Source organism: Mucilaginibacter sp. UYNi724 (genome assembly GCF_054057495.1).
Genome location: NZ_JBSRZI010000001.1, coordinates 306,487 through 322,375, shown reverse-complemented (window position 1 = coordinate 322,375; position 15,889 = coordinate 306,487). Strand labels below are relative to the sequence as shown.

The 15,889-nt window shown below is 43.8% G+C and carries 15 protein-coding genes; 6 read left to right on the top strand and 9 right to left on the bottom strand.

Going from position 1 to position 15,889, the window contains the following annotated elements:
* Window positions 1–9 precede the first annotated feature (9 nt).
* Entirely contained in the window at window positions 10–786 is a 777-nt protein-coding gene (locus ACVW0P_RS01390; RefSeq protein WP_457130488.1) for an SDR family oxidoreductase, read from the top strand.
* Window positions 787–797: 11 nt separating this feature from the next.
* On the opposite strand, the gene ACVW0P_RS01385 is transcribed toward ACVW0P_RS01390, so the two are convergent.
* Both ACVW0P_RS01385 and ACVW0P_RS01380 read right to left on the bottom strand, forming a co-directional pair.
* The gene (locus ACVW0P_RS01385; protein ID WP_457130487.1) at window positions 798–974 is read right to left on the bottom strand and encodes a hypothetical protein; all 177 of its coding nucleotides are present in this window, start codon (window positions 972–974) and stop codon (window positions 798–800) included.
* A 9-nt stretch (window positions 975–983) separates the two neighbouring features.
* Entirely contained in the window at window positions 984–2,534 is a 1,551-nt protein-coding gene (locus ACVW0P_RS01380) for a CotH kinase family protein (protein WP_457130486.1), read from the bottom strand.
* Window positions 2,535–2,617: 83 nt separating this feature from the next.
* On the opposite strand from ACVW0P_RS01380, the gene ACVW0P_RS01375 reads away from it, so the two are divergent.
* A complete protein-coding gene (locus ACVW0P_RS01375) occupies window positions 2,618–3,268 on the top strand; it encodes an HAD family hydrolase (RefSeq protein WP_457130485.1) in 651 nt (216 codons plus the stop codon).
* A gap of 147 nt (window positions 3,269–3,415) precedes the next feature.
* Here the strand turns inward: ACVW0P_RS01375 and ACVW0P_RS01370 are convergent, their stop codons facing one another.
* Together ACVW0P_RS01370 and ACVW0P_RS01365 are read right to left on the bottom strand one after the other, a co-directional pair.
* Window positions 3,416–4,438 (bottom strand): heavy metal-binding domain-containing protein, encoded by a 1,023-nt coding sequence (locus ACVW0P_RS01370; RefSeq protein WP_457130720.1) that lies wholly within the window; start codon window positions 4,436–4,438, stop codon window positions 3,416–3,418.
* Between the two features lie 137 nt (window positions 4,439–4,575).
* Window positions 4,576–6,222, bottom strand: a complete 1,647-nt coding sequence (locus tag ACVW0P_RS01365; protein WP_457130484.1) for a M28 family metallopeptidase — start codon at window positions 6,220–6,222, stop codon at window positions 4,576–4,578.
* Between the two features lie 351 nt (window positions 6,223–6,573).
* On the opposite strand from ACVW0P_RS01365, the gene ileS reads away from it, so the two are divergent.
* From ileS to ACVW0P_RS01345, 4 genes are all read left to right on the top strand, one after another.
* Window positions 6,574–9,957: an isoleucine--tRNA ligase gene (gene ileS / locus ACVW0P_RS01360; protein ID WP_457130719.1), complete on the top strand. Its 3,384-nt coding sequence runs from the start codon at window positions 6,574–6,576 to the stop codon at window positions 9,955–9,957.
* Window positions 9,958–10,335 (top strand): TraR/DksA family transcriptional regulator, encoded by a 378-nt coding sequence (locus ACVW0P_RS01355; protein ID WP_354428036.1) that lies wholly within the window; start codon window positions 9,958–9,960, stop codon window positions 10,333–10,335.
* Window positions 10,336–10,941 carry a lipoprotein signal peptidase gene (locus ACVW0P_RS01350; protein ID WP_354428037.1) on the top strand — a complete coding sequence of 202 codons (606 nt, stop codon included), beginning with the start codon at window positions 10,336–10,338 and terminating at the stop codon, window positions 10,939–10,941.
* Window positions 10,942–11,270: 329 nt separating this feature from the next.
* On the top strand, window positions 11,271–12,413 hold the full coding sequence (locus ACVW0P_RS01345; RefSeq protein ID WP_457130483.1) for a lactonase family protein: 1,143 nt from the start codon (window positions 11,271–11,273) through the stop codon (window positions 12,411–12,413).
* Between the two features lie 118 nt (window positions 12,414–12,531).
* Here the strand turns inward: ACVW0P_RS01345 and ACVW0P_RS01340 are convergent, their stop codons facing one another.
* The 5 genes from ACVW0P_RS01340 to ACVW0P_RS01320 all read right to left on the bottom strand — a co-directional run bounded on the left by ACVW0P_RS01340 (window position 12,532) and on the right by ACVW0P_RS01320 (window position 15,832).
* Window positions 12,532–13,032 carry a hypothetical protein gene (locus ACVW0P_RS01340; protein ID WP_457130482.1) on the bottom strand — a complete coding sequence of 167 codons (501 nt, stop codon included), beginning with the start codon at window positions 13,030–13,032 and terminating at the stop codon, window positions 12,532–12,534.
* 73 nt (window positions 13,033–13,105) lie between these two features.
* Window positions 13,106–14,263 carry an N-acetyl-alpha-D-glucosaminyl L-malate synthase BshA gene (bshA, locus tag ACVW0P_RS01335; protein ID WP_457130481.1) on the bottom strand — a complete coding sequence of 386 codons (1,158 nt, stop codon included), beginning with the start codon at window positions 14,261–14,263 and terminating at the stop codon, window positions 13,106–13,108.
* A 284-nt stretch (window positions 14,264–14,547) separates the two neighbouring features.
* Window positions 14,548–14,772 (bottom strand): hypothetical protein, encoded by a 225-nt coding sequence (locus ACVW0P_RS01330; protein ID WP_457130480.1) that lies wholly within the window; start codon window positions 14,770–14,772, stop codon window positions 14,548–14,550.
* 21 nt (window positions 14,773–14,793) lie between these two features.
* Window positions 14,794–15,033, bottom strand: a complete 240-nt coding sequence (locus tag ACVW0P_RS01325) for a hypothetical protein (RefSeq protein ID WP_457130479.1) — start codon at window positions 15,031–15,033, stop codon at window positions 14,794–14,796.
* Window positions 15,034–15,142: 109 nt separating this feature from the next.
* A complete protein-coding gene (locus tag ACVW0P_RS01320) occupies window positions 15,143–15,832 on the bottom strand; it encodes an SIMPL domain-containing protein (RefSeq protein ID WP_457130478.1) in 690 nt (229 codons plus the stop codon).
* Between the last annotated feature and the right edge of the window lie 57 nt (window positions 15,833–15,889).

The following is a 15,889-nucleotide window of genomic DNA, read 5'->3' as shown; positions in this document are numbered from 1 at the left end:
ATTAGTAAAATGGACTTAAAACTAAATAACAAGGTAGCCATAGTGCTGGCTGCAAGCAAAGGTTTAGGCAAAGCTATCGCGATGGCTTTATCTGCCGAAGGCGCTAAAGTTATCATCGGTTCGCGCGATGAAGTAGCATTAAATAAAACCGCCGACGAAATTACGCAAGCCACGGGCAACAAAGTGGTAGCCATACCTGTTGATGTGGCTGACGCCGCGCAGGTAACCGAATTTATCGGCAAAGCAGCCAATGCATTTGGCCGGATAGATATTTTGCTGAACAATGCCGGCGGCCCTCCTTTTGATAAGTTTGAGAACTTTGACGACGCGAAATGGCAACATGCGTTTGATCTGAACTTGCTTAGCATGGCGCGTACCAGTCGTTTAGTATTGCCCCATCTGCAAAAAACAGGCAGCGGGCGTATCATCAACATCATAAGCGGCTCGGTAAAATCTGTGTTGAGTGGTTCGGTACTATCTACCGCTATGCGGATGGGCGTAGTGGGCATGGCAAAGCTTATGGCTGATGAGTTTGGCCCCTACAACATCACTGTGAACAACGTAGCGCCGGGGCTGATCCTTACAGATCGCATCAAGCAGACTATGCCAAAAGATATGGACCCCGACGAGGCTATCAAACAAAAAGCTAAAGCCATACCACTTGGCCGCATTGGCAAGCCAGAGGAATTTGCCGCGTTGGTAACCTTCCTGGCATCAGAACAGGCAGCCTATATAAGCGGGCAAACCATCCAGGTTGATGGCGGGGCGGGGCGGAATATTTATTAAGATTTTTTATTTTAAAGCCTTTTCTTTTTCATCACGCGGAAACCTATAGCAAGCAGGCAGCCAATGGCCGCGCCTATGAGTACGCTGCCCCATTGTTGGTTTTGCGCGCCAACGGCAAACAAGCTAAAGGCGGCAAACAATATAATGAGTACCCCTACAAATATCACCACGTAGATCTTTAAATTCATACCGCGAAATTACAAATTCCCTTCCATCCACGCTATGCGTTGTATAAGCCATGCTTTAAGCTGGTTCACTTCTTTTGGATAAGTACCTAAAACAATAGGGTTAGGCCATACATAAGTGTTCAGGATATCCCATTTGGTAAAATTTTGCTCTGCCGGCCGGGTTAAATAGGTTTGGGTATCATCAATGCTTTTAAACATAGCCGGGATGCCATTAGCTTTAAGGAACTGCCAGCGGGTACGCACTTTGGTAACAAAAGCAGGGTCCTGGAACAGGCGGCTAAACCACGGGCCATCTTTCACCCACCAGCCGTTTGGGTTAGTAGCATCGCTGTAATCCACATTGCCGGCAGCCAGGTCAAAATCCCAAGCTGGCCCCATGCCCAGTTTACCATCGCGGTCTTTATAATAAAACATGCTGCTATAGTTGGCGGCATCCTGGTTCTTAAACAACTCGTTTACTAAAAACCAATTGATGAACGAATCTGAATTGATGTATTTGGAGTAGCCATTAACCGGGTCGGCAAAATTCGCGGCAAAAATGGCGTTCTCGGTTTGTTGCATGTAACCTGTAATATAATCCATCTGAGCCGTGCTTGGCACATCCGGCGATTTAATGGTGAACGGCAGGTTACCCGCTGTTTTAAACCTGTAAGGGTCTTCCTGGCGCTGGTCCAGCTCCAAAAGGTAACCGCCTGTTACAACAGACGCGCTGTTATCGGCCGGTTTAAGTTCGGGGATATTTACACGGGCGGCATTAACTTCAACTTGCTCGGTAAGCATATAAGTGCCAAGATATTCTCCATTCATTACCACCTCTACAAAAATGCCATGCGGCGCAAAATCACTTTTAAGGCTTTGAGCCACACCATCGGCAATGTAGTTGCGCATTAGGGTTTTATCAGAATAATTGGCCAGCAATACCCAGTTTTTTGCAGACGGCATGCCTAATAATTGAGCTTTGGAATCAAATTTTAAGCGATAAGGTTTTTTAGGATGTAATGCCCAGGTGGAGTTACCGCGGCCTTTTATCTGCAGCTTAATATCATTGGTTTCCTGGTCGGCATAGCCATTGGCATTTATGTTTAGCGCGCCGGTAACGTAATCATCTTTCGAAACCACCGAGCTTGCCGTGGTTATCTTAAATATGGGCAGGCCTGTAAAGTTGTAAATGCTTACCGTGTAATTTATACTTGCGCCCTTGCTATCGGTAATGGTGTAAACAATTGGCTTTGTAAAATCGTTTACAGTAACACCGCTTACTTGAGCTATATCTTTAATTTTTACGGTTGATGCCGCATCCTTGGTTTTAAAAGTAACCGCAAAGCTGTGGCTTTCGGTAGTGCCCGATGTATAACCTTTTAGGTTAGTACCATCTAAAGTGAGCGCTATATCATTGGTTATTTTGCCTTTGTTCTTTTCTTCCTCTAAACTAAAGGTAACAGGCGGGGTGGTGTCTACAACAACCGGTGGTATAACAACGGGCGGGGTTTTAACCTCGCTATCTTTTTTACAACCAAAAACTAACAATGTTAAACACAGGCAGGTAAAGCTTTTTTTCATGAAAGTATTTATAATTGGTAATACAATATATTAAAAAAAGGTTAACACCATGTTAACAACCTGCTGACTTAAACATTACAAATATGTTTGAAGGTTTATATATACTTGCAGCCATGATGGACCAGGCAACTTCAATTAAAAAATATAAGGCTTTAAACAAGCTTTCATCCGGGGACTTTAAAGCGTTTTTATATGATTGCGACGGCACTCTTGCCGATAATATGGGCGCGCACAAGGAAAGCTACATCCGTGTTGCTGCCGATGATGGTTATGTGATCGAGGGTGATATCATTGATGAATTTGCCGGCTTGCCTATCCTGAATGTGGTGGGCGAGATAAATAAACGGTACAACACTACATTTGATCCTGTTGATTTTGCCGCGCGTAAACACAAGGTGTTTTTTAGCGAATACATCGAGAAAACCCAACCTATTGATTACGTGGTGAACCACCTGATAAACCATGCGAGTAAGGTACGTATAGGTGTGGTATCCGGCGGGAGCCGTACTTCAGTAGAGAAAACATTAAGCGTTTTAGGGATCTTAGATAAAGTTGAAGTGCTGATATGTGCAGGCGAAACCACCCATGGTAAACCCTACGCCGACCCGTTCCTGGCCGCTGCGAAAAAGCTTGGCGTAGACCCAGAACACTGCCTGGTATTTGAAGACGGCGAACCCGGCGTACAAGCCGCCGAAGCCGCAGGCATGCAATGGATTAGAATAGATAAGGTGTAAATAAGTCGCCATGCTAAACTTGTTTCTGCATCTCTCAAGCAAAGTAAAAAGAACGCTAATTACCTGTCCCGTGGGATGCCGAAACAAGTTGGGCATGACGGGCTATATAACTATTATTTCGCCATACTTTATCCCTTATCGGATAGATTAAAGCATTACCTTTAGTGCCTCCAATTTATTGTTTAATAGCGTAATAATTTGGGAAAGTTGTAATTCATCAGATCTAAAGCCATGATGATCATTTGTACAACTATTACAAAAAGTTAACTCCATCGCATTTGAGGTGCCGCATGTGCAAGTCCATACTTCTTTTTCAGTAGAAGATAAAAATCCTTTTTTTAGTCCTATAGTAACTTTCGATGGAAATGCTTCCTTTAGATGAACGATCGTTTTTTCTAATGCGGCTATATCGTCAATATTATAAGTTGGCTTATCAGCTTGCAATATATTTAAGGCAAGTTTTCTTTTCTTTAAATCGCTATCTAAAAGTTGATTTATGAAGTTGTAATCCACAAGGTCATTGTTTTTTATTAATTCTAATACCTTGTTCAAGTAATGGCTTTCTGTCTCTGATAGTAAGTCGTTGTAAAATAATGGTATGGCATCTTCTGCGTTTAATGTCGAAAAATAATCATTGTACAGTTTAACCGCCTCTTTATAATCATCATTATTATTGAAATTTACAGAATCAAGTTTTTTAAATTTACTTAATAATATGTCTTTGAACATCGCAGAGCGGGTATCTACTATTATTTGAAGATCTTTTAATAAAAGTTTAAATGAATCGTTTGCCGAGGCCTTGGCAAGACGAATAATATTAGCCCGTTCGTTTATTTTGTCTTTATCAATTTCTTTAGAATTTGAATGCTGAATAGGGTTTACAGCGTTTTTCACAATAACGGCTGTTCCCCATGCGGTTATCACAAACATCTGCATGTTTTTACCACTTACTTCGTCAACATCTACTTTTAACCCAAGTATGCAGTTGGCGCCTAATCCGCGCGCTTTAACTTTTATAAGTTCAACGGCTTTTTCGTTTAAAAGCTGTATGCTTTTCTTATAGCGGGTTGCCCTGCCTCCAAATATATCTGTAAACGAGGCCCCAAAGTCGCTAAAGAAATTTGCCCCAACCATTAAGTTGGAATATACGGGTTCTATATAATTGACAATTTCCCAGCCTTTCTGTTGTGGTGACTAATACTTTTTTCATAATAAGGTTTGCATAAATCTAATACTAAACTGTATAAAAACAAAAACCCGGCTGATTATTGAGCCGGGCTTAGTAATTGGGTGATTCTCAATCAAATTTATTTCGCCATTGCTTTATCCCTTATCGCTTTAAACTCCGAGCCTTTTTTCCAACCGGGGAAGGTAGTTTCGTTGCTGAGTTTTACGCCGAGTTGGTACATCAGGTTAGCAGTTTGGGCCATGCCTTTGGTGTCCATCGCTTCGCTGTACTCGTCTGATGGTTGGTGGTAGTGCTGCTCGTTATATACTTTGGCTTGTTCCTTGCCAAATTCTTCGCCACGCTGGATGCTTTTTGAGCCGTTGTGGAGATCAAGCGCTGGTACGCCAACCTTGGCAAAGTTAAAGTGGTCCGAACGATAGTAGCTGCCCGAGCCGGGGTTTTCATCGCCCACAACATCCCAGCCCTTTGGTTTGGTTAAGGCTACCACGTAATCGTCCAGGTCGTTTTGGCCCTTGCCCGTGATAGAGAAATTGCTGGTTTCGCCGAAGTCGGATAGGGCGTCAATGTTTAGATTGGCCACGGTTTTATTTAGCGGGTAAACAGGATGGGTGCCATAATATTCAGATCCTAAAAGCCCTTGCTCCTCGGCAGTAACGGCCAGGAAAACAATGCTGCGTTTCGGCTTGTCTTTTTGCAGGGTAAATTTTTTGGCAACCGCCAATATCGCTGCAACGCCGCTTGCGTTATCTATAGCGCCGTTGTAAATGCTGTCGCCTTTTGCATCGGGTTTGCCAATGCCGAAGTGGTCCCAATGGGCGGTGTATAAAATGGTTTCATCCGGCTTAGCCGTGCCTTTTAACGTGGCAATCACATTGTGAGATTTTGAATATTTAAGCGTGTTTTTTAACGATAACGATACTGTGCTGTTCAACGCTACGGCCTTAAAATCTTTCTTACGGGCATAGGCGCGAATATCTCCTGTGATGCCTGCCGCCAACAATAGTTTGGTAGCTGCTTCTTCGCTCATCCAACCTTCTACCTGGCAACGGTTCATGTGTTTATCGGCCTGTTGCAGGTAAAGTTTGGCCCCGCTAAAACTGTTTTGGATTACCTGCCAGCCATAGCTTGCCGGCTCGGTTTGGTGTACGATGATCACACCCGCGGCGCCCTGGCGTGCGGCCTCTTCATACTTGTAGGTCCAGCGGCCATAGTAGCTCATAGTGTCGCCTTTAAAAAGTTTTTCCCCGGCTTTAAAACCAGGGTCGTTCACTAAAACCACAACGGTTTTGCCTTTAACGTCAAGGCCTTTGTAATCGTTCCAGCCGTACTCGGGGGCAACAACACCAAACCCTGCAAAAACAAGCGGGGAATTTTTCAGGCTCAGGCTATCCACCTCTTGGCGGGTAGCGGCAACAAAATCAATACCCGGCTTTAGGGCAACGGTAGCCGCGCCGCTAATGTTCATATCCTGCGCGGCAGAAGTTATTTCTACCAATGGCACTTCCTGGAAATAGCTGCCGTTATTACCCGGCTCAAGGCCTAACTTTTTAAACTCGTCGGCTATGTAAGCTATGGTTTTATCCTCGCCTTTGGTAAATGGTTTGCGGCCCAGCAGGCTGTCGTTCGCTAAAACGGCAATGTGCTGCCTTATATCCGCAGCCATCCCGGTATCGGGGGTAGTGGCAATTGTTGTTTTCTTATCGTTACCGGCGCAGCCCGCTAAAAGCGCGGCAGCAGCCAAAACGCTTATGAAGTTTAATTTCATGAGTTAGATGTGTTTGTTAGTCAAATATAGGAAAGAAAGATATTGTTTGATGCCGGCTATTTACTCACCCCTACTTCGCTACGCTCGTCGACCCTCTCTCCGCAAGCGGAAAGAGGGTGAGAATAAAAATATATATTTTATCCCCTCTTTGCGCAGCAGAGAGGGGACAGGGGGTGAGTCAACTCGTAAAGCGGACGGCCAACAAATTTAATCATTTATGTTTTTACTTCCTCTCCTTCGGAGAGTAGCGGTGAGAGGCTGAAATCTCTCCGTCATAATTAGGCAATTACTATCATTTAATAATAAAATTCGCTATTTTTGCAACCTTTAAAATTCGACGCGAACACATTGATGTACAAGGAATATAAGCAGTTAAATCTATCCCAAACAGGTAAAGACGTGCTGGATTTCTGGAAACAGAACAGCATATTCGAAAAAAGTATCAGCAGCAGGCCGGCAAGCAAGCCGTACACCTTTTATGAAGGCCCGCCCAGCGCTAATGGTATGCCCGGTATCCACCACGTTATGGGGCGGAGTATCAAGGATATTTTTTGCCGTTATAAAACCCTTAAAGGTTACCAGGTTAAGCGTAAAGGCGGCTGGGATACCCATGGTTTGCCTATCGAACTGGCTGTAGAAAAATCGTTAGGCATCACTAAGGATGATATCGGTAAAAAAATCACGGTTAAAGAATACAACGACGCCTGCCGTAAAGAAGTAATGCGTTATACCGATGTTTGGAACGACCTTACCCTTAAAATGGGTTACTGGGTAGATCTGGACAACCCATACGTTACTTACGAGAACGAGTATATCGAGAGCCTTTGGTGGATCCTAAAGCAACTTTACGATAAGAACCTGTTGTACAAAGGCTACACCGTACAGCCATACTCGCCAAAATCGGGCACGGGACTTAGCTCGCACGAGCTGAACCAGCCGGGTACCTACAAAATGGTAAAGGATACTACCATTGTAGCCCAGTTTAAAGTAAAGAACGATAAAGATTCGGCATTTTTATTTGACGGGGTAAGCAGCGATGTATTTATACTGGCCTGGACCACCACCCCGTGGACGCTCCCGTCAAACTGTGCTTTGGCCGTTGGCGAGGGCATCAACTACGTACAAATAAACACTTTCAATCCTTATACTTACGATGCGGTTAGCGTTGTATTAGCTAAGGACCTGGTAAAAAAATATTTTAAGGCCGAGGGCGAGAACGCTTCTTTTGAAGAACACAAGGGCGGCGATAAAATTATCCCCTGGACTTTAACCCGTGAGTTTAAAGGCACCGACCTGCTGGGCATCCACTACGAGCAGCTAATGCCGTACGTAACCAATGCCGATCTGGAAGCAAATGCTTTCCGGGTTATCCCGGCAGATTTTGTAACTACCGAGGACGGTACCGGCATTGTGCACACCGCCTCTATTTTTGGCGCAGATGACTTTAGGGCATGTAAGGAAAACAACGTGCCGTCGGTACTGATAAAAGACGAGAATGGTAAAGATGTGCCTTTGGTTGATAAGCAGGGCCGCTTTGTAGACGAGGTTACCGATTTTGCAGGCCGTTACGTTAAAGAAGAATATTATACCGACGCGGACCGCGCAACGGAAGGTTTTAAACCGACGGATGTACTTATTTCCATAAAATTAAAAACAGAGAACCGCGCATTCGACGTTAAAAAATACGAGCACAGCTACCCGCACTCATGGCGTTCTGATGAACCTATCCTATACTACCCGTTAGATAGCTGGTTCATCCGTACCACCGCGGTAAAGGATAAAATGGTTGCGCTTAACAAAACCATCAACTGGAAACCCGAAAGTACCGGTACGGGCCGTTTTGGCAACTGGCTGGAAAATTTGGTAGATTGGAACCTGTCGCGTTCACGCTACTGGGGTACCCCGCTGCCTATCTGGCGCGAGGAAGATGGTAAAGAAGAAAAATGCATAGGTTCGATAGAAGAGCTGAATGCTGAGATAGAGAAATCTATCGCCGCTGGTTTAATGCCTGCGGGCTTTAAACTGGAAGATATGCACCGCCCTTATGTAGATGATGTGATCCTAACCTCATCAACCGGTAAACGCATGCTGCGCGAACCCGACCTGATAGACGTTTGGTTTGATAGCGGCGCCATGCCATACGCGCAATGGCATTTCCCTTTCGAGAATAAAGAGGAATTTGCTGCCGCCTACCCTGCTGATTTTATTGCCGAAGGTGTAGACCAAACCCGCGGCTGGTTCTTTACCCTGCACGCCATCGCGGTGATGCTAAGCGAAGCCAGCGACGAGGTAAAAGCCGTTAACGAAAAAGTTGGCAACAAAGGTGTGGCGTTTAAAAACGTGGTGTCAAACGGCCTTGTGTTGGATAAAAACGGTAACAAAATGTCTAAACGTTTAGGCAATGGTATCGATCCGTTTGAAACTATTGAGCAATTTGGTGCCGATGCTGCCCGCTGGTACATGATCAGCAACGCATCGCCATGGGATAACCTTAAATTCAATATCGATGGTATTGACGAGGTGCGCCGTAAGTTCTTCGGTACGCTGTATAATACCTACTCGTTTTTTGTGCTTTATGCCAATATCGATAAGTTTAAATACGAAGAAGCCGAGATCGCTTTAGATAAACGCCCGGAACTTGACCGCTGGATCATATCATTACTAAACACCCTAAGCAAAGAGGTTGACGGCTATTACGCCGATTTTGAACCAACCAAGGCCGCCCGCGCCATACAGGAATTTGTTGACGCGCACTTTAGCAACTGGTATATCCGTTTAAGCCGCCGACGTTTCTGGAGATCGGATAATTCTGAAGACAAGCTATCGGCATACCAAACGCTTTATACGTGTTTGATAGCCATCAGTAAATTAATGTCGCCAATTGCGCCATTCTTCGCAGAGCGTTTATACACCGACCTGAACAGCGTTACCGGTAAAGAGGAGTTTCAATCGGTACACCTGGCCTATTTCCCTGAGTATCATAACGAACTGGTGGATGTTGCCCTTGAAGAGCGTATGCAAATGGCGCAGGATATCTCATCACTCGTATTATCGCTTCGTAAAAAAATAGAGATCCCGGTTCGCCGCCCGTTAAGCAAAATTTTATTGCCTATACTGGATAAGAACTTTAAGGAGCAGATAGAAAAAGTTAAAGAACTTATCCTTTCTGAAACCAACATTAAGAATATCGAATACATTACCGATGCTGCCGGTTTTATCAAAAAGAAAATCAAACCAAACTTTAAGGCCCTGGGCGCTAAAGTTGGTAAGGACATGAAGGATGTGGCTGCTGCCATCAATGCTTTTGGCCAGGAAGAGATCTCGGAACTGGAGTCGAAAGGTATTATCGCTGTACTTGATAGCAAGTATGAGATCCTGATTTCAGATGTAGAAATCATCGCCGAAGATGTTCCGGGATGGCAGGTTGCAAATTTAGGCAAACTAACCGTGGCTTTAGATGTTACGATAACCGACGAGCTGAAAGAGGAGGGTGTTGCCCGCGAACTGATAAACCGCATACAAAACTTACGTAAGGCTAAAGAATTTGAAGTTACCGATAAGATAACCGTGGCCGTGAATTGCGGTGCCGAGATCTGGAAAGCAACCGAGAATAATTTATCCTATATTTGCGCCGAAATTTTAGCTGATAGCCTTGTGCTTGATAACCAGCTTACTGAAGGCGAAAAGGCCGTTATTAACGAATATGAAATTTTGATTGCTATAACTAAAAGTTAAATGGAAAACCAAAAAACAAGGTACTCTGATTCGGAATTAGTAGAATTTAAGGACCTATTATTAGAAAAACTACGCAGCTCTAAAGAAGAGCTGAGCGCGCTGGCTACTTCATTAAGTTCGCCTAACGCGAACGGTACGGATGATACTGCCGGTACCTATAAAACACTGGAGGATGGATCTGCCACGTTGGAAAAAGAACAAATTAACCAGTTAGCTGCCCGTCAAAAGAAATTTATTGAGCAGTTAGAGGCCGCTTTGGTACGTATCGAAAACAAGACCTATGGTATTTGCCGCGAAACCGGTAAGCTTATCCCTAAAGAACGCCTGCGTGCCGTGCCGCACACAACGCTAACTATGGAAGCAAAACTGAAGCAATAAATGAAGGCTGCTTATACAAAACCTTTTTTTACTGCCGCTTTAATTATCCTGCTCGATCAGATCATCAAGATCTGGGTGAGGAAACACATGTTCTTGGGCGAAGAAATTCATTTCCTGGGCAACCGCGGGATGTTGCACTATACTGAAAATAACGGTATGGCCTTTGGTATGGAGCTGGGCGGGGAACTGGGTAAACTGGTTTTAACGCTGTTTCGTATTGTTGCGGTTTGTGGTATAGGCTATGCACTGGTGTTTTTAATAAAGCACAAATATCATCGCGGTTTAGTGATGATGGTAGCTTTGATATTGGCCGGCGCGTTGGGTAATATCATAGATTCAACCTTTTACGGCATAATTTATAATTACGCAGGCATCTTCCATGGCCGTGTGGTAGATATGTTTTACTTCCCGCTGTTAACAGGTCATTTCCCGCACTGGGTGCCGATATGGGCTGGCGAGGAATTTATCTTCTTCCGTCCTGTATTTAACCTGGCTGATGCTGCCATATCTGTAGGGGTTATTATGATATTGCTAAACCAAAAACGCTACTTTAAGCAAGAAGAGCCTGAGGTGAGCAGCCCAAATAGTGAAATGGTAGAGGAGTAAAGCCTTATTTATATTATTTGAAGCCCTCTTGACGATAGTCGTGAGGGCTTTTTTGCGCGTTCATCTCACGGCTGTAGATACTCGATACTTCGCGTCTCTTTGCATTAGAAGGGCGCATTAGGGATTGCAGCGGATACCTGTCCTGTTGTTAAGGCCTGCGCAGCGCGAGCGGAACGCCCGCCCGAAGGGCACTCCTTGATGAAATTAAACCAATCATACATATTCCGGTCTGATAAAAAATGCTTTTAAAATTCTGTTAAATCCTAAATTCTGTAAATTCTGGTTCATACATATTTTATTAACTTGCACATATAAACCAAATACTCCTGATGAAAAGAATATTTATAATGATAGCTATGTTATCACCTGTTTTAGGCATCGCGCAGCAAAAGCCTAAAAAATCGCCATACCCCAAAACCTTTGATATTGTTGTTGGTGCTTACACAAGCGGCGCCAGCAAGGGTATCAGCGTGTACCGTTTTTATACCGAAAGCGGCCGCATGGCGTACCTTAACCGTATTGATGATGTAAGCAACCCATCGTACATAGCAGTATCTGCCAACAACAAGTTTGTTTATGCGGTTAACGAGAACGATAACGGCGAAGTAAGCTCATTTAAATTTGATGGTAAAACCGGCGAATTGACTTTTATTAATAAAGTATCTACCCTGGGCGGCTCACCTTGCTATGTATCGGTTGATAAGGATCAAAAAAACCTTTTTGTGGCCAATTACTCGGGTGGCAACATCGCGGTGCTTCCTATTAATGTAGATGGCTCTATAGGCGCAGCAGTGCAAACCATTAAAGAAGATGGACACGGCCCTAATAAAGAGCGCCAGGAGAAACCACATGTGCATACGGCGGTATTATCGCCCGATGAAAAATACGTGCTGTACACAGACCTGGGTACCGATAAAATAAACATTACTAAATACAAGGGCGGTAACCAAAATCCTATTGTACCTGCAAAACCGGCGTTTGTAAGTGTAACCCCCGGTTACGGCCCACGCCACTTAGCTTTTTCTAACGATAAAAAATACCTGTATGCCATTATGGAGATGGGAAGCGCTGTTTTAGTTTATGATTATAACAACGGCAAGCCCAAGCTGAAACAAGACATTACTTTATTGGCTGATGGCTTTAAAGGTGCAACAGGTGCTGCTGATATCCACATAACGCCAAACGGAAAGTTCTTGTATGCTACCAACCGTGGGGATGCTAACGATATATCGGTATTTGCCATCAATCAGGAAAATGGCGAACTTACTTTTATAGAACGCAAGCCTACAGGTGGCAAAGGCCCGCGTAACTTCGCTATAGACCTAAGCGGGAGGTTCCTGGTTATAGCCCACCAAAATAGCGATACCATTATTGTTTACAAAATAGATGAAAACACCGGCAAGATATTACAGGCCGTTAACCGTGTGGTAGTTGGTAACCCGGTTTGTGTGAAATTTGCATCGGCTTTATAAGTCAAAAGTTAAAGTTAAAAAATCAAAAAACCTCAAAGGTTTAAAACAAAGAAGCCGAACGTGGATAACACTTTCGGCTTCTTTGTTTTACTTTTAATTTCGACTTTTAACTTAACCCTTACTGCGCTTTGGTAAACGTGTAAACGATGTAGCCCGTGCCACTGTTACCAATTGGTACAGGTGAGCGTAAGGTCATGTTTGCATTATCAATGCTGCCAATATCTAACCGGTAACCTTCGGCTACGTTTTTAGCTTTATCGCCCTGGAAAAGTTTTTTGAACTGGAACTGTGTACCGGTGCTGCCACCGCTAAATACCGACCAGAAAATGGTTTGCGATGCGCCGTTTTGAAGTGTGTAAACACCGTTACCGCTGTTAGTAAATTTCCAGGTGCTGCCTACAAAATCTGCCGGCGATGCCTGATCAAATACGTTCTGTACAGCGCCGGGAACAAGGCCATCGTAACTTACGTTAGTAATAGTCCAGGTGCCTGTAAATTTACCGCGGGATACATTTGCAGATGATGTTGTACCGGCATTGGTTTGCTGCGGCGTTGAACAAGCCGAAAAAATAAAGGCTACGGCTAAAATAGCAATGGTTGTTTGGAATATCTTTTTCATGGTATATGTTATTATAATATATGTTGATTGTGTATGAACACAAATCAAGCCAAAAGGTTATAATAATATCATACTATTTATTTGCGCAAGCAGCTATATCCTGTTTGTTTTTCTCAATTACCTCTTTATAGAAGTTTTCATACAGGGGCATAATATTGGCAAGTTCCAGTTCTTTGGCACGTTTAAGGGCGTTTTCTTTAAATTGATTAAGCCTGGTCTCGTCCTCTAAAATGTAAATCGCTTTCTCGGCCATGCCATCAATATCGCCGATGTCAAGTAGAAAACCTGTTACACCTTCAATATTCAATTCGGGTAAGCCACCCGCGTTGCTGCTTATAACAGGTACTTTGCAAGCCATGGCCTCTAACGCTGCCAAACCAAAACTTTCTGACTGTGATGGCATCAGGAATAGATCTGATACCGACAGGATCTCTTCAATAGCATCCTGCTTACCTAAAAAGCGTACGTGCTCGGCAATACCCAAGTCGCGGCAAAGGCGTTCGCATAAAGAGCGTTCGCCGCCATCACCCACCATCAGTAGTTTCGCCGGGATCTTTTCAATAACCTTTGCGAACATTTTTACTACATCTTCGGTACGTTTCACCTTACGGAAGTTGGAGGTATGCACCAAAACCTTTTCGCCATTTGGAGCTATGGCTTTTTTGAAGTGATCTTTTGGTTTGAGGCTAAAACGGGTAAGGTCAATAAAATTTGGGATCACCTTAATGTCCTTCTCTATCTTAAAATATTTATAGGTGTCGTTCTTTAAATGTTCGGACACCGCCGTTACGCCATCGCTTTGGTTGATGGAAAACGTAACCACCGGCTTATAAGTGCTATCCTGCCCAACAAGGGTAATATCTGTACCGTGCAGGGTGGTAATAAACGGGATAGAAATGCCGTAAGTAGCCAATATCTGTTTAGCCATAAACGCTGCCGAAGCATGCGGGATAGCGTAGTGTACGTGCAAAAGGTCCAGTTTTTCAAACCTCACCACATCTACCAGGCGGCTGGCCAGGGCCAACTCGTAAGGCGGGTAATCAAACAACGGATATTGCGATACCGACACTTCGTGGTAAAAAAGATTTTCAGAAAAAAAATCGAGGCGCGCAGGTTGGTTGTAGGTAACAAAGTGAATTTGGTGCCCGCGGTCTGCAAGGGCTTTACCTAATTCTGTAGCAACAACCCCGCTTCCGCCAAAGGTGGGATAACAAACTATTCCTATTTTCATTTTGTGTAATACGCTTTAAGCCCTTGCCACCGTCACTATTTAACGCGGATATTGAGCATGCAAGTTTAACAGCAATTTGTTGTAAAAGTGTTACCCGTATGTAAAATGATTGACAGGAGAAAAATTCAAAAGAATTAAAGATGACAGGAACGGATGCTAATCCGCAATGAACAAATGAATAAGTAACCAATGAACTATTACACCACCCCGGCAATCTGCTTTAAAAGGGAAGCGTTTACCAGGTTATGTATAGCATTTATCGCAACACTTCCTTTAAACTATTGTTAGTGAACAGATTGCGCGTTTGCGGTATCATTGGGATTACGCTCTACGGTTACAACTTGTATAGTATCCAATCGCAATCTAAAAGGGTTAGCCTCTGTCTTAGGCCCTTTTGCTACAGTATCAGTAGTTGTAGTATCGGCCGCTGAACTTTTACCGTTACTGCTGCATGCAGCAATAACCGTAGATAACAGACCAGCCACTAATAAGTATCGCAAAGGTTTCATAATAAACTAAGTTGCAGAATATTAATGAACAGGTCGCGCGTTTAGCGTATCGCTCGCGCCACGGCCACTTGGGTCGGCGTTGCCTTTATTAACGCTATCCATTTTAGTAGAATCTGCCGCATGGGTGTTGTTTGGGTCACCTGTGCCCATTTTGGCAACGGTATCTGCCGAGCCACCCACGGCTTTGCTGCCGCTATCTTTACAAGCGGTTATCGATGCTGATAATAAAACTATGATGGCAAAATATTTTAACGCTTTCATAATGGTCAATTTACGTATAATAATAACACAGCCGTAAATTAAATGTTTTATAGCCCTAAACAAAAACAGCCCCGACTATGCGGGGCTGTTTTAATATATATAGGGTCACTTATTTTATCTCGAAAATGGCGTTGATCTGGAAGCTTAGTTTAATCTTCTTAACGTCAATGTCAGATTCAGGAGCTGCACTATCAGCCATCGATGCTTTAGCCATGTACATTACGTTACGCGGCTGCGGGAAACTGCTGTTATCGCTTTCGGTAATATTTAGCGCGCTGCCCAGTTTATCTCCAAGGCCATTCACTAAAAATGCTGCTTTATCGCGTGCGGCTATTAGGGCTTTCAACTTCAAGGCATTTTTGATCTCGCTTATCTTAGAGTAATCGTAGCTATCGATATTAGTGCTTTGGATGCCCTTTCCATCAACCTTGCTTAAAATCTGATCAAACTTATTCAGGTCGCGAAATTTAATGCCATATTGTTTGCTGGCCAAAAAGTCCGGGTTTTTCTTTTTCTCGGTTTGGTAATTCCATGATGATAAGCTGTTGATGGTAAAATCCTCTTTGGCTATACCTGCCGAGGCAACGGCATTTTCCAACTGTTTCTCCAAAGTAGAGATGGTTACCTTGGTTTTACCATTCATATATTCCCTTAACGAGATAGATACGTTGATAATATCGGGGGTAACTTCCTGCTCGGCAATGCCGGTAACTTCAATTTTACGGCGCAGATCTGCGTTTTGAGCGAATGCCCCAAAAGTGGTGGCTACAAGTGCTGCTATTAAGAATAATTTTTTCATCGTGTTTAATGTTTGTATAATGTAGAGTGGATTACGTGCCAATAGTTTAATGTGCAA

Excerpts from the sequence above, each read along its gene's own strand:
- ACVW0P_RS01355 (WP_354428036.1), top strand. The coding sequence starts at position 9,958 with ATGGAAAACCAAAAAACAAGGTACTCTGATTCGGAATTAGTAGAATTT.
- ileS (WP_457130719.1), top strand. The coding sequence starts at position 6,574 with ATGTACAAGGAATATAAGCAGTTAAATCTATCCCAAACAGGTAAAGAC.
- ACVW0P_RS01350 (WP_354428037.1), top strand. The coding sequence starts at position 10,336 with ATGAAGGCTGCTTATACAAAACCTTTTTTTACTGCCGCTTTAATTATC.
- ACVW0P_RS01325 (WP_457130479.1), bottom strand. The coding sequence starts at position 15,033 with ATGAAAGCGTTAAAATATTTTGCCATCATAGTTTTATTATCAGCATCG.
- ACVW0P_RS01380 (WP_457130486.1), bottom strand. The coding sequence starts at position 2,534 with ATGAAAAAAAGCTTTACCTGCCTGTGTTTAACATTGTTAGTTTTTGGT.
- ACVW0P_RS01385 (WP_457130487.1), bottom strand. The coding sequence starts at position 974 with ATGAATTTAAAGATCTACGTGGTGATATTTGTAGGGGTACTCATTATA.
- ACVW0P_RS01340 (WP_457130482.1), bottom strand. The coding sequence starts at position 13,032 with ATGAAAAAGATATTCCAAACAACCATTGCTATTTTAGCCGTAGCCTTT.
- bshA (WP_457130481.1), bottom strand. The coding sequence starts at position 14,263 with ATGAAAATAGGAATAGTTTGTTATCCCACCTTTGGCGGAAGCGGGGTT.
- ACVW0P_RS01345 (WP_457130483.1), top strand. The coding sequence starts at position 11,271 with ATGAAAAGAATATTTATAATGATAGCTATGTTATCACCTGTTTTAGGC.
- ACVW0P_RS01375 (WP_457130485.1), top strand. The coding sequence starts at position 2,618 with ATGTTTGAAGGTTTATATATACTTGCAGCCATGATGGACCAGGCAACT.
- ACVW0P_RS01330 (WP_457130480.1), bottom strand. The coding sequence starts at position 14,772 with ATGAAACCTTTGCGATACTTATTAGTGGCTGGTCTGTTATCTACGGTT.
- ACVW0P_RS01365 (WP_457130484.1), bottom strand. The coding sequence starts at position 6,222 with ATGAAATTAAACTTCATAAGCGTTTTGGCTGCTGCCGCGCTTTTAGCG.
- ACVW0P_RS01320 (WP_457130478.1), bottom strand. The coding sequence starts at position 15,832 with ATGAAAAAATTATTCTTAATAGCAGCACTTGTAGCCACCACTTTTGGG.
- ACVW0P_RS01390 (WP_457130488.1), top strand. The coding sequence starts at position 10 with ATGGACTTAAAACTAAATAACAAGGTAGCCATAGTGCTGGCTGCAAGC.